The 12,142-nt window shown below is 70.4% G+C and carries 12 protein-coding genes; 3 read left to right on the top strand and 9 right to left on the bottom strand.

Going from position 1 to position 12,142, the window contains the following annotated elements; translation table 11 throughout:
* Positions 1-139: 139 nt before the first annotated feature.
* The 4 genes from RC1_RS21410 to RC1_RS06730 all read right to left on the bottom strand — a co-directional run bounded on the left by RC1_RS21410 (position 140) and on the right by RC1_RS06730 (position 3,173).
* On the bottom strand, positions 140-406 hold the full coding sequence (locus RC1_RS21410; protein ID WP_148213399.1) for a hypothetical protein: 267 nt from the start codon (positions 404-406) through the stop codon (positions 140-142).
* A gap of 303 nt (positions 407-709) precedes the next feature.
* Complete coding sequence (locus RC1_RS21715) at positions 710-856, bottom strand: hypothetical protein (protein ID WP_012566599.1); 147 nt, start codon at positions 854-856, stop codon at positions 710-712.
* Positions 857-1,017: 161 nt separating this feature from the next.
* Positions 1,018-2,538: an ATP-binding protein gene (locus RC1_RS06725; RefSeq protein WP_012566600.1), complete on the bottom strand. Its 1,521-nt coding sequence runs from the start codon at positions 2,536-2,538 to the stop codon at positions 1,018-1,020.
* A gap of 50 nt (positions 2,539-2,588) precedes the next feature.
* Complete coding sequence (locus RC1_RS06730; RefSeq protein WP_012566601.1) at positions 2,589-3,173, bottom strand: polysaccharide biosynthesis/export family protein; 585 nt, start codon at positions 3,171-3,173, stop codon at positions 2,589-2,591.
* A gap of 218 nt (positions 3,174-3,391) precedes the next feature.
* Between RC1_RS06730 and RC1_RS06735 the strand changes: the two genes are divergently transcribed.
* The gene (locus tag RC1_RS06735) at positions 3,392-3,592 is read left to right on the top strand and encodes a hypothetical protein (RefSeq protein ID WP_012566602.1); all 201 of its coding nucleotides are present in this window, start codon (positions 3,392-3,394) and stop codon (positions 3,590-3,592) included.
* A 5-nt stretch (positions 3,593-3,597) separates the two neighbouring features.
* Here RC1_RS06735 and otsB read toward each other — a convergent pair whose 3' ends face one another.
* A complete protein-coding gene (gene otsB / locus RC1_RS21720) occupies positions 3,598-4,416 on the bottom strand; it encodes a trehalose-phosphatase (RefSeq protein ID WP_012566603.1) in 819 nt (272 codons plus the stop codon).
* A 634-nt stretch (positions 4,417-5,050) separates the two neighbouring features.
* On the opposite strand from otsB, the gene nagA reads away from it, so the two are divergent.
* Positions 5,051-6,196 (top strand): N-acetylglucosamine-6-phosphate deacetylase, encoded by a 1,146-nt coding sequence (gene nagA / locus RC1_RS06745; protein WP_012566604.1) that lies wholly within the window; start codon positions 5,051-5,053, stop codon positions 6,194-6,196.
* A gap of 173 nt (positions 6,197-6,369) precedes the next feature.
* Positions 6,370-7,851, top strand: a complete 1,482-nt coding sequence (locus RC1_RS06750; RefSeq protein WP_012566605.1) for an AAA family ATPase — start codon at positions 6,370-6,372, stop codon at positions 7,849-7,851.
* Between the two features lie 10 nt (positions 7,852-7,861).
* Here the strand turns inward: RC1_RS06750 and RC1_RS06755 are convergent, their stop codons facing one another.
* Genes RC1_RS06755 through RC1_RS06770 form a run of 4 tightly spaced genes read right to left on the bottom strand, consistent with a single transcriptional unit; the run spans position 7,862 to position 12,135 of the window.
* Positions 7,862-8,452: an NADH-quinone oxidoreductase subunit B family protein gene (locus tag RC1_RS06755; protein ID WP_012566606.1), complete on the bottom strand. Its 591-nt coding sequence runs from the start codon at positions 8,450-8,452 to the stop codon at positions 7,862-7,864.
* A 10-nt stretch (positions 8,453-8,462) separates the two neighbouring features.
* Positions 8,463-9,989: a hydrogenase large subunit gene (locus tag RC1_RS06760; RefSeq protein WP_041786138.1), complete on the bottom strand. Its 1,527-nt coding sequence runs from the start codon at positions 9,987-9,989 to the stop codon at positions 8,463-8,465.
* A gap of 5 nt (positions 9,990-9,994) precedes the next feature.
* Positions 9,995-11,467, bottom strand: coding sequence for a hydrogenase 4 subunit F (locus RC1_RS06765; protein ID WP_234703840.1), 1,473 nt, complete (start codon positions 11,465-11,467; stop codon positions 9,995-9,997).
* A complete protein-coding gene (locus tag RC1_RS06770) occupies positions 11,467-12,135 on the bottom strand; it encodes a hydrogenase-4 component E (protein ID WP_012566609.1) in 669 nt (222 codons plus the stop codon). The genes RC1_RS06765 and RC1_RS06770 overlap by 1 nt, the downstream gene beginning before the upstream one ends.
* Between the last annotated feature and the right edge of the window lie 7 nt (positions 12,136-12,142).

Raw genomic sequence — 12,142 nt, forward strand, 5'->3', positions numbered from 1 at the left:
AGTTACGCCGGTATCGACTGGTTTGATATCTCTCGAAGGCCTTAAATCCCGAAGGCTTTAGACCTATGACATCCTTCGGCTCAGGATATCTTATGTATTCATTCAATACCCCGACCGATTTATCATGAACCGGACGAGATCATAATTCCCGTTTTATTAGATCAAGCGCATACGTCGCCAGAAAAAACGCATCAGGCGTGCCACAGCCCGCCTTGATGCCGCCGGAATGGCCCTGACGCATCATGCTATCGACGGTGGGTCGGCGCACGGATCTGCGCAGAAAATGCAGGGGGAAAGGGAAAAGAAACAATAAATGGTGGATGCGATTAAGCATCGCCTCCACATAAGGTACGTCCGGACGGTCTATATAGTGCGGACCGCCATGCCTATTCCATTCTGCCGGCATTCGCCTCCGCCATCCGCTTGGCGCCCGCGTCAGAGCCGCAGGGCATATGGCGGGACGGGATATCCGGTCGGCGGCTGCCATCCAGGGCAGCAGGTCGGCAATGCCAGGGTGATTATGCCCGTCATCACGACAAGGACAGAGCATTCCAGTCAGGAATACTCCATGGCGCCATGGACAGGGACATCATCCGTCCGCACCGATGGGCAGAGCCGTATGCCAGGGAGCCGCTCCAGCGGAAGGGGAAAGGGGCCGGCGGGACGGAACGCACGCCCTGGAGCGGGCCTGCCGTTACTGCCCCTGCCGTCACTTCACCAGGGAGATCACCCCGACCACGAGCAGGGCGATGGCGGCCCAGGGCAGCAGGGCAGCAGCGATCCAAACCGCAAGCCGATGATGGCGCGGGAGCAGTTCCAGTTCGGGAGCCGGATGGCCGGACTCCGCCTCCGGCATCCTGTCATCCGGTGCGCACCGTTCGATGTCAACCTTGACCACAGACACAGGCCAGCTCCCGAAGCGAGGCGATCAGTATGCCGCAACGCTAGCCGAACCACCCTTGCCGACAGGTTAAGCCTGACCTTTCGATCGCGCACGACCGGGGAGGACGCCGGAAATCAGACCAGCCCCCGCTGCTGCGCCTGAGCCAGCAGGATGAACTGGCGCATCATCTGGTTCCGGAAGCGCAGCCGGTGCCCGCCGGGAACGATGACCTGCTGGAGCACACCGCCCTCGCCCACCGCCAGTTCGTTCAGCACCGACAGCACGCTGGCTTCCGGCAGCCTGCGCCCGTTCCCGCCCGGACGCAGCGGGACGGCGGGAACGTCCGCCGCGCGGAAGCTGCCGAACTCGTCAAACGGCGCCTGGGCCGCCAGGTACAGGACATCCGCGACGGTTCCGTTCTCCTCCGGGCCGATGACCCGGTGATAGGCTTCGACCAGACCTCGCTCCGCCTCGGCAGCGCAGCGGCGCAGCGCATCCGCCAGATCCTCCCGCTCGACGTTGCGCGCGCCCCGGGCCACGGCACCGCGGGCGGCATGCAGGCTGAGAAGCTGGGCGTAGTAGGGCAGCCCCTTGGAGAAGGCGACGATCTTCTGCCGGACCTCGGGCGCGAAGGTCAGGCCCGCAGCCTCCGCCCCCACCAGGATGATGCGTTCGATCTCCCGGTCGGTCATGGGCGGCAGGTGGACCGCCACCAGCGAACGCTGAATGGACGGGTGCTTGCCCAGAAGCTGGTCCACGGTCTCGGCCACCCCGATGACGAAGAGGGTCACCGGACTGCCGTTGTCCGTCAGGTTCTTGATCAGCTCCGCCAGCTTGTTCTTCACGTCCTCGCTGAGAACGCGGTCATACTCGTCCAGGACGAACATGACATGTGTGCCGGCGATCTCGTCCAGCACGTCGGCAAGCTGGGTGACGCTGAACGCACCGGGCGGCAGGCGGGCATCGAAGCCGCCGCTGCTGCGGCCGGCGGCGAAGGGGCTGGTCGCGGCACCGCGCTGGAAGTTCGCCGGGACCCGCCGCAGCAGGCTGCGGAACATGTCCTCGAAGCACAGCTCCGCCGAGCAGGTCATCTTGACGGTGAGATAGCCCGCCTGTCCCGCGATGCGCTCCACCGCATTCGCCAGCGAGGTCTTGCCGCGGCCGCGGTCGCCATGCAGGACGACATGCGCCCGCTCCTCCTCGATGGCGGCGATGATCCGGCGCAGTGTGTTCAGCCGGCCGACGAACAGGCCGTTGACCTCCTGTTTCGGCCGGGTCGGGGTGAAGGCCTCGCGCAGGGCCTGGCTGACCTCCGGCGGGATGCCGGAGACGGCCTGCGCCGACGCGGCCATGCGGATGCCGTTGGCGACCGGCAGAGAGAAGCGCGGCAGCTCCTCATCCGGTGGCGGAGCCGCCGTCAGGGCACCGCCGCGCACCTCGCGCAGGGGCGGCGGACCCGGACGGAGCGGCCGGTCGGAACCCGGTCCGGGGCTGAGCGGCTCGAACGGCACCTCGACGGCTGCCGGTCCCGGCCGCCGGGAACGCAGGTCGATCCCGCCGGCATTGCCCGTCAGGCCATCGCCCGTGAAAGTGTCGCCGTGCCGGCGCTTGCGGAAGAAGTCGCGCATGGTCGTGTTCGCCGCGTTGTCGTCCATGGCCGGACAAACACCGGCCCGCTCTTGACGGATCGTGTCTTTTACGGGGCTCAGAAGAACCTTTCGGGCACGCGGATGACGTCATCCGGGAGCACAGGAGTATTGGGTGCCGCCCGCCGTTCCTGCTTCTCGCCGTCGATGGTGCGGGTGATCAGGACATAGTCCTCGCGCGCCCGGTAGGTGTAGCCGCCGGCCAGCGCCACCGCCGTGACGGCGGACATGCCGCTGGCATAGGGATACTGGCCGGGCTTGTTGACCTCCCCGATGATGTAGAAGGGGCGGAAGTTCAGCACCTCGACGCTGACCTTCGGGTCGCGCACATAGCCTTCGGCAAGGCGCTCTGCGATGCGCTTCTCAACCTGCCGGGAGGTCAGCCCCTTGGCCGCCACGCCGCCGATCAGCGGCAGCGCGATCTGGCCCGATCCATCCACGGAGAACTCACCGGAAAGCTGCTCCTGCCCGAACACGATCACGCGCACGGCATCACCCGGCCCCAGACGGTATTCGCCTGCGTCGGCCAGGGCGACGGTCGGCTCCAGCGGCGGCGCCGTGGCCGACTGGCAGGCGGAAAGGGCGGCAGCCGCCAGCACGGCGACCATCAGGATGCCGCTCCGGAGGACAGTTCGGATCGTCATGTACGCCTCGCGCAGATCTTCGATGGGTGCCCACAGCCTGGACCCGAGGCTTCCGATTCCGAAAAAACGGAGAAGCGGCAGCCATGCGGGTTCCTGTCGTAAGCCGACGGACTGAGGAACGCGGGCTCCACCCGCCCGTTCCCGCGCGCCGTTCCGGCGTTGGGGGAACCCCGGAAGTCCCCGCCGGTTGCCGTCCGATCTAGTCCAAGGAGAATCCCATGCCCGACCGGCCATCCCGCAACGGCCGGACGACACCCGCCGGTGATCGTCCGACGGTGCCGACGCATCCCTCGCCCCGGCATCCGGGTGATGATGCCATGCCCCCCTATTCGCCCGGCGGCGTGCCCGAGCCGGAGACGGACGAGAAGACCAATCCGGAGCACGCGGCCCCGGCCTATCCGCCGCGCCGGGCGCCCTGACGCCCCTACCCGCCGAGCCGCGCGGAGAGGGCGTCCAGCAGATGTCCCACGGCAGGAATGTCCGGCAGCATGGCAGCCGCAGCGGTGGGGTGGCCGTGGTCGCCCACCAGGATGCCCATGCCCCGGTCGCGCAGGGCGGCGAAGGCGTCCTCGTCCGTCAGGTCGTCGCCGACATAGACGGGAAAGGAGGCGCCCAGGCCCTCCGTTCCGATCAGGTGCAGGACGGCACGGCCCTTGTCCCAGGGCAGGTCCGGGCGCAGTTCGACCAGCTCCTTGCCGCCGGTCCGGCGGAGCTGCGGCTCGGTGGCGGCGACGCTGCGCACGGCGTCCGCGACCTCTGGCTTGCGGGCTTCCTCCACCAGCCGGGTATGTACCGCGACGGCGTAGCGCTTGCGCTCCACCAGGGCGCCCGGGATGCCGGCCAGGGCCTGCTCCAGCGCGCTGCCGGCACGTTCCAGGGCCGGCCGGTAGTCTTCTCCCCTGCGGTGCCGGCCGGAAGGAGCGTCGATGTCGAATCCATGGCTGCCGGCGTAGATCAGGCCCTCGACGCCCACCCTGGTCCGCACGTCATCAAGGTCGCGCCCGCTGACGATGGCGACCGGGACCAGCCGTGCCAGCCGACGCAGGCGCCCGCGCATCGCCTCTCCCAGTTCGGCGAGGTCGGGGCGCTGCACGATCTCCGTCAGGGTTCCGTCGAAGTCCAGGAACAGGGCGGGATCAGATCCGGCCAGGCGGTCTGCCAGGGCGGCGATGCCGGCATCGTCCAGCGGTCCGGCGGAAACCGCCGTCTGCGGGGCGGATCGCGGAAACGTGGATTGCTGCATGGAACACCTCGATCTCGTGCACGGGAGGTCCAGCACCGGCATGCGCCGGGTGCCCGGAGGCCCGGGGGGCTGTGTGCCCGGGGGGCTGTGTCCCCAGGGTGTCGCCCTCACCGCCAAGGCGGCCACCGCTGATGCAGCCGCGCAACACCTGGACCGGAATGCCGCCGAAACGACAGCGGCCCCGGGAAAGGGGCCGCTTCCGCTCTTGCCAACCGTCCCGGCCGGCGCGATATTGTGCATCGCAGCATTCGTGCTGCATTGCCCTTTGTTGGGCGTTTCCTCCCTAGACTCAGGCCGCTCTGTGAGCGGCCCTTTTTTTGCCAGAACGTCGCAGCGACGACAACCCCCCATCCGGGTGGGTTGCGCAACAAAAGTCCTAGGCCATCCTGTGGACAAGTCTGTGGACGTTTCGTGCGTATCCGGCCCTGTGCACCTTCCGAGACCGGATCCGGTCCCCTGCCGGCATGGCAGCATGCCTCCGGGAAGGGCAGTACCTGCCGGACCGGAAGGTCCGGCGGCGCGACTCGGACCAGCGTGCCGACGCTGTGGATAGTTCCGGCTGCCGCTTGCATCCGTGCGCCCGCGGGGCTTTGATCGCCTCCCCCCAGACTGCCGCCCGGACGGGAGACGGCGCATGTACGCCCTTGTCAACGCCACCCTGGAAAGCCCCGATGGTCCCCTGGCCGGTCATGCCCTCGTGGTGGAGGGCGAGCGCATCGCCGCCCTGCTGCCGGAGCGGGAGCTGCCGGGATCGCTGCGCCGGATCGACCTGGGCGGCGGCACCCTGGCGCCGGGCTTCATCGACCTTCAGGTGAACGGTGGCGGCGGCGTACTGCTGAACGACGACCCGTCGCCGGAAGCCTTCGCCCGCGTGGCCGCGGCGCACCGACGGTCCGGCACCACCGCCCTGCTGCCCACCCTCATCAGCGACCGTCCGCCCGTTCGCGCGGCGGCGGTCGCAGCGCTGGACGCGGCGCGGGCGATGGGGCATCCCTCGATCCTGGGCCTTCACCTGGAAGGGCCTCACCTGTTCCCCGGCCGGCGTGGCGTGCATCCGGCCGAGGTGCTGGTGCCGCCGACGGAAGCGGACTTCGCCCTGGTGGAGCGCGCCGCACGGTCGGGCCGGGTGCTCGTGACCGTAGCGCCGGAGATCGTGGGACCGGACGGCATCCGGCGGTTCCGGGCGGCAGGCGCCATCGTCGCTCTCGGCCACAGCGACTCTTCCCATGCCGATGCCTGCGCCGCCTTCGAGGCGGGAGCCAGCGGGGTGACGCACCTTTACAACGCCATGAGCCAGCTCGGCAGCCGGGAACCCGGGCTGGTCGGCGCTGCCCTGGACCATGATGACGTCTGGTGCGGCCTGATCGCGGACGGGCACCATGTCCACTGGGCATCGGTCCGGCTGGCCTGGCGGGTCAAGCGGCACCGGCTGGTGCTGGTGACCGACGCCATGCCCCCGGTGGGGGCGGAGGCCCCCGGCGACTATCTCCTGGGCGGGGAGCGCATCCGGGTCGAGGGGGGCCGTTGCGTCACGGCGGAAGGCCGGCTCGCCGGCTCCGCGCTCGACATGGCGTCGGCGGTGCGCAACATGGTCCGCCATGTCGGTGTGCCGCTGTCCGAGGCCCTGGCCCTGGCCGCCGCGGCCCCCGCGGACGCCCTCGGCCTGGGACACCGGATCGGCCGTCTCCGCCCCGGTCTCAGGGCCGATCTCGTCCATCTGGACGGTACGCTCGAAGTCCGCCGGACCTGGGTCGCCGGAAGGGCCGATCCACCCCTCTGATACCGCCCCCGGCGGCAGGATCCCCCCCTTCCGGGACTGCCGCCCGTCCGAAGGCGCAGACAGCGGTGTGGCGGCAATCCGGTATCGTCCATGGGTGCAGCGCAACCTTTCCCCCTCGGGGACCGTTGCCGCCTCTATGACCACGGATGTCCGCGAAAGGACCGGCCGCGACCATGAGAAGCGGATCACTGGCTGCCGCCGAGCCCGATGAGACCGGACCGGAGCTTGATGCCGACGCCATCTTCAACGGCCTGCTGCTCGCCCTGATCGGCCGCCGCCGCCTGCTGACCCTGGTCGGAGAGACCCCCGGCGACCGGATCGCCCTGCTGGCACGGCTGGCCCGTCATGTCGAGACGGACGGGTCCCTGGTGCTGACGGTCGGCGCCGGCCCCGGCGTCACGGTCGAGGATCTGATCGAGGTCGCCGGCCGTGCCGTGCTGGACGGCCGCCCCCCGGGCGAGGGACAGTTCGACGCGCTGGTCGATCTGCTGGAGACGCGGCTGGATCAGGCCGGCACCGGCATCCTGATGGTGGAGGAGGCCGAGCGGCTTCCCCCCGACACGCTCCGGGATCTGGTCGAACTGTCAGGGTCGATGAGCACGGAGGGCAACTTCCTTCAGATCCTGCTGTCCGGCAGCCCAGAGCTGGAGGGACGGCTGCATCAGGCGGACCTGATGCCGGTTCTGCGGGCGGTCGGTACGCTCTACCGCATGCCCCCGTCCCGTCCGGACCGCAGCGGTACGGGCATGCCGCCCACCACCCTGCGCCCGTCGCGCCGGCCGGCAATGGAGCCGCCGCCCCGGTCAGCAGGCTCCAGGGGCTGGTTCCTGCTCGCCCTGCTGGCCGCGGCCAGTGCCGCCGGAACCTGGTGGCTGGGCGGCGCGGACAGGAGCCTGTGGACCGCCCCTGATCGCACGGCCCCGCCATCCATCCAGACGGCAGAGGCCCCGCCCTCCCCGGAAATGCCGGTGAGCGGGCCGCGCCGCGACGGAACGGGCGACGACGCCCGCACCGCCGGAACGGCCCCGGTGCCCCCGATGGACGCGCCGGAACCGGCCGGGGAGCCCCCGCCCGCGGAGTCGCGCCCGGTCACGGATGCCGAAACGGCAGCCCCTCTGCAGCCCCCCTCACCCGAGCCACCGGCCATCGACCTTCCCGTCCGGACGCCGACAGCACCGCCTGCGCCAGCAGCGGAGACTCAGGAAGAGGCCGCTCGATCCGAGACCTCCCTTGTCGGCCCCCTGCTGGAGCGGGCGCAGGAGCAGATCGCGGCCCGCCACCTCACCACACCGCGGGGCGACAACGCCCTGGACACGCTGCGCGCGATCATGGAGGTAGCCCCCGGACATCCCGCCGTCGCGGAGATGCGGCAGCGGATCATCGCCACCTACCGGCAATGGGCGCGCCTGTCGGAACAGCGCGGCGACTGGGATCTGGCCCGCATCTATTACCAGCGCGCCCTGCGGGTGGACCCGGCGAACCGGACGGTGACACAGCTTCTGGACTCGCTCGGCGCCCGCCGGGCCGGCGGTCGCCCCGTCGCGGCGGCGGCAGCAGGGGCGGCGGACGCGCCGGCTGCGTCTCCCCCCGTCCGTCCCGCCACGGCCGAAAGCCGTCCGGACCCGGACGATCCGCCGCCACCCCGGCTGCGCTGAGCCGGAACCGTCAGTCCAGGGTCGGTTCCCGCCGCTCCCGCGGAGCACCGGCAGGCGTGCCGGAAGCGGCCGGGCGGGACGGCGGGCGGGCTTCCGCCTCGATCAGGGCGACCAGCGCCGCCAGGATGTCCACCGGCCGCGGCGGGCAGCCGGGGATCATGAGATCGACCGGCACCACCTTCTCCACCCCGCCGACCACGGCGTAGCTGTCGGCGAACGGTCCGCCGTCGATGGCGCACTGGCCCAGCGCCACCACCCATTTCGGGTCGGGCGTGGCCTCCCAGGTCTTCAGGAGCGCCTCGCGCATGTTCGTCGTGACCGGGCCGGTGACCAGCAGCACGTCGGCATGCCGGGGCGAGGCGACGAAGCTGAACCCGAAGCGCTCCAGGTCGTAGACCGGGTTGTTCAGCGCGTGGATCTCCATCTCGCAGGCATTGCAGGAGCCGGCATCGACCTGCCGGATGGCAAGGCTGCGCCCCAGCCGGCGGCGCGACGCCGTGTCCAGCCGGCGGGCGAGCGCCTCGACGGTGGCGTCGGCGGGGGCCGGCCCGGCGATGGTGCGGGGCCCCTTCAGCAGGATGCGCGCGATCACGCCGAACATGACCGGCCTCTCATAGATCGTGGCCCGAATAGGAGCAGTTGAACGACTTGTTGCAGATCGGGAAGTCCGCGACGATGTTGCCCTCGATCGCGGCCTCCAGCAGCGGCCACTGGAACCAGGACGGATCGCGCAGATGCGCCCGCTCGATCCGCCCGCCCGCCCCCAGGCGCAGCCAGCACAGCACGTCGCCGCGGAAGCTCTCCACCAGCGCCATGCCCTCCGCCGGCTGCTCCGGCGCCGGCAGCAGGGCGCGGGCCGGGCCGGGCTCCAGCCGCTTCAGGATCTGGCGGATCAGGCGGATGCTCTGTTCCACCTCCGCGAAGCGGATCAGGATGCGGGCGTTGACGTCGCCGTGCGGCAGCGTCGGCACGTCGAACTCCAGGTCCGGATAGGGCGCGTAGCCGGGGCTGCGGCGGGCATCGGCGGCGCGGGAAGAGGCACGGCCGACAGGCCCGCCGGCACCGAAGCGGTGCGCCAGCGCGGGCGACACGATCCCCGTCCCGACCGTCCGGTCCAGCAACGAGGAGGTGCCGTCGTAGAGCGCCGCGAGTTGCCGCACCACGCGCGGCACCGCGTCCAGCATGTCGTAGAGTGCGGCCCGGCCCTCCTCCTTCAGGTCCACGGCGATGCCGCCGGGCACGATCCGGTCCATCATGAAGCGGTGGCCGAAGCAGGTGTCCGCCGTCCGCATCACGCGCTCGCGCAGGGTCGATCCTTCCGCCAGCATCAGCGCGAAGGCGGCGTCGTTGCAGATGGCGCCGATGTCGTTCAGGTGGTTCGCCAGCCGCTCCAGCTCCGCCATCAGGGCGCGCAGCAGCCGGGCCCGCGGCGGCACCTCCAGCCCCAGCGCCGCCTCCACCGCCAGCGCGAAGGCCAGGGCATACGCAACCGTGCTGTCGCCGGAGATGCGGCCGGCCAGCCGGGCCGCCTCCTCCGGCAGCCGGCCGCGCATCAGCCGTTCCGTCCCCTTGTGGACATAGCCCAGCCGCTCCTCCAGCCGCACCACCGTCTCTCCCTGGCAGGAGAAGCGGAAATGCCCGGGTTCGATGATGCCGGCATGCACCGGCCCGACGGGGATCTGGTGCAGGCCGGGACCTTCGGCCGGCAGGAAGTCGTAGGTGCGCACCGCCGGCGCCGGACCGGCGGGCGCCGTCCCCAGCGGCTGGCGCTGGCGCCAGCGGTCATGGTCCAGCCAGGGGCGGGTGTCGTCCAACCCCTCCGGGACCAGCCCGGTCAGGTCCCGGACCGCCCGCTCCAGCCGCTTCGCCGACGGCCGGACGGCGGAGAGCGAGGGGAACCGCCCTTCCGGACAGGCCAGGGAGAGGACGGCGATGTCGCCCTCCGCCTCGTCGCGCAGGGCGGCGTGGACGCAGGCGGCCTCCGCCCAGAGGCCCAGAAGGCTCCAGCCGCCATAGGGCAGCCGGTCGATCAGGGCGGTCCAGCCCTCCCGGTCCGTCTCGAACCGGGGCCAGGGCCGGTGCCGCTCCACACGGCGCCCGATGCCGTCCAGGAACCCGAGGAGCCCGTTGTCGCCCATGGCCATCACCCCAGCAGCGTCGCAACGGTCTGGAACCACGCCACCAGCGGCGCCGGCAGCCAGAGCCCGGCGACCAGCACCAGCGCCAGATGCAGGTAGAGCGGCACGAGGGCAGCGCCGGCCCGCCCCGGCGGCGCCGTCGGCTCCCCGAAGCAGAGTTCGTGCAGGCGCAGCATCAGGGCGCCGAACCCGAGCAGCAGACCCACCACGAAGACGGCCGCCAGCCACGGCGCCCGGGCGAAGCTGGTGGTGGCGATCAGGAACTCGCTCATGAACACGCCGAAGGGCGGCAGCCCGGCGATCGCCACCACGCCCAGCAGCAGACCCCATCCCAGCGCCGGATGGCTGGCGGTCAGGCCCCGGATGTCGGCCAGCTTCTGCGTCCCCGTCGCCTGGGTGACATGGCCCACGGCGAAGAAGATCGCCGACTTGGTCAGGCTGTGCAGGGTCATGTGCAGCAGCCCGGCGAAGTTGGCGATCGGGCCGCCCATGCCGAAGGCGAAGGTGATGATGCCCATGTGCTCGATCGAGCTGTAGGCGAAGAAACGCTTGATGTCGCGCCGCCGGTACAGCATCAGCGCCGCCAGCAGCAGCGTGCCCAGCCCCATCACGATCATGAGCTGTCCGGGCGCCAGCGCCTCCCCGTTCGCGGCCAGCAGCATCTTGAAGCGCAGCACGGCGTAGAGCGCCACGTTCAGCAGCAGCCCCGACAGCACGGCGGAGATCGGCGTCGGCCCTTCCGCATGCGCATCGGGCAGCCAGGCGTGCAGCGGCACCAGCCCCACCTTGGTGCCGTAACCGATCAGCAGGAAGACGAAGGCGAGGTCCAGCAGGTCCGGGTCGATCCGCGCCGCCGCCGGCAGCAGGGCCGACCAGGACATGGCAGCGTCGCCCTCCCCCAGCACCGGCTGCGCCGCCATGAACAGCAGGATGGTGCCGAACAGGGCCAGCGCGATCCCGACGCCGCAGAGGATGAAGTACTTCCAGGCCGCCTCGATGGCGGCATGGGTGCGGTAGAGGCTGACCATCAGCACCGTCGTCAGCGTCGCCCCCTCCACCGCCACCCAGAGAACGCCCAGATTGTTCGCCAGCAGCGCCAGCAGCATGGTGAACATGAACGCCTGATACATGGCGTGGTAGAAGCGCAGGTGCAGCGGCGACAGGCGCCCGTCCTCCAGCTCGTGCCGGATGTAGCCGGCACTGAACAGGCTCGTGGTGAAGCCGACGAAGGCCGTCAGCAGCACCAGATAGACATTGAAATCGTCCACCAGCAGCAGCGGCGTCGTCTCCGGCCGGTGAAGGACGAGCGCCACGGCAGCCGCCAGCGTCAGGCCCGATCCGGCGACGTTGATCCGCGCCGCGGCCCTGTAGCCGGGCACGGCCAGCAGGACGGCCGCGAACAGGACCGGCAGGGCCAGCACCAGAGGGGCCAGGATTTCGGCCCCCGGCATTCCGGGGATCAGGGTCGGGACCTGCATCACTCCCTCCGCCCCTCGCCCCGGAAGCTCTCCAGGTAATGGATATCCAGACTGTCGAACCGCTCGCGGATCTGGAAGAAGAAGATGCCAAAGATGATGAAGGCGACCATCACGGCAAAGGCGACCAGCATCTCCACCACCAGCGGCATCCCCCTGACGCCGATCGCGGCCAGGATCAGGCCGTTCTCAAGGCTCATGAAGCCGATCACCTGACCGATGGCGTTGCGCCGGGTGATCATCATCAGCAGGCCCAGCAGCACGACCGACAGCGCCAGCGCCAGCCCCTCGCGCGTCAGCGCGGAGGCTTCGGCCGTCAACGGCAGGACGAGAAGGAGCGCCAGCGTCACGAGGGAGACGCCGATCGCCATGGTCGGCCCCACGCCCATGGCCTGCTGCACCGTGCGGTGGATGCCCAGCCGCTCGATGATGCGCAGCAGCGCCAGCGGGATGATCAGGGCCTTGAACAGCAGGGCGATCACGGCGGTGACGTAGAGGTGCGGGTTGTCCTGGAAGAAGCCCTGCCACGCCGCGGCCGCGGCCAGGAAGACGGACTGGGTGGCGAAGGCGCTGATGAGCGCCGTCAGCCGGCGCTGGTAGAGCAGCGCGAAGCTCATCAGCAGGACCGAAGCCCCGAGCAGATGCGCCATGTCGTAGCCGATCTCACCCATCGGACCC

The organism is Rhodospirillum centenum SW (genome assembly GCF_000016185.1).
GTDB classification, from domain to species: domain Bacteria; phylum Pseudomonadota; class Alphaproteobacteria; order Azospirillales; family Azospirillaceae; genus Rhodocista; species Rhodocista centena.

Excerpts from the sequence above, each read along its gene's own strand:
- RC1_RS06730 (WP_012566601.1), bottom strand. The coding sequence starts at position 3,173 with ATGACGATCCGAACTGTCCTCCGGAGCGGCATCCTGATGGTCGCCGTG.
- RC1_RS06765 (WP_234703840.1), bottom strand. The coding sequence starts at position 11,467 with ATGCAGGTCCCGACCCTGATCCCCGGAATGCCGGGGGCCGAAATCCTG.
- nagA (WP_012566604.1), top strand. The coding sequence starts at position 5,051 with ATGTACGCCCTTGTCAACGCCACCCTGGAAAGCCCCGATGGTCCCCTG.
- RC1_RS21410 (WP_148213399.1), bottom strand. The coding sequence starts at position 406 with ATGCCGGCAGAATGGAATAGGCATGGCGGTCCGCACTATATAGACCGT.
- RC1_RS06735 (WP_012566602.1), top strand. The coding sequence starts at position 3,392 with ATGCCCGACCGGCCATCCCGCAACGGCCGGACGACACCCGCCGGTGAT.
- RC1_RS06725 (WP_012566600.1), bottom strand. The coding sequence starts at position 2,538 with ATGGACGACAACGCGGCGAACACGACCATGCGCGACTTCTTCCGCAAG.
- RC1_RS06750 (WP_012566605.1), top strand. The coding sequence starts at position 6,370 with ATGAGAAGCGGATCACTGGCTGCCGCCGAGCCCGATGAGACCGGACCG.
- RC1_RS06760 (WP_041786138.1), bottom strand. The coding sequence starts at position 9,989 with ATGGGCGACAACGGGCTCCTCGGGTTCCTGGACGGCATCGGGCGCCGT.
- RC1_RS06755 (WP_012566606.1), bottom strand. The coding sequence starts at position 8,452 with ATGTTCGGCGTGATCGCGCGCATCCTGCTGAAGGGGCCCCGCACCATC.
- RC1_RS21715 (WP_012566599.1), bottom strand. The coding sequence starts at position 856 with ATGCCGGAGGCGGAGTCCGGCCATCCGGCTCCCGAACTGGAACTGCTC.
- RC1_RS06770 (WP_012566609.1), bottom strand. The coding sequence starts at position 12,135 with ATGGGTGAGATCGGCTACGACATGGCGCATCTGCTCGGGGCTTCGGTC.
- otsB (WP_012566603.1), bottom strand. The coding sequence starts at position 4,416 with ATGCAGCAATCCACGTTTCCGCGATCCGCCCCGCAGACGGCGGTTTCC.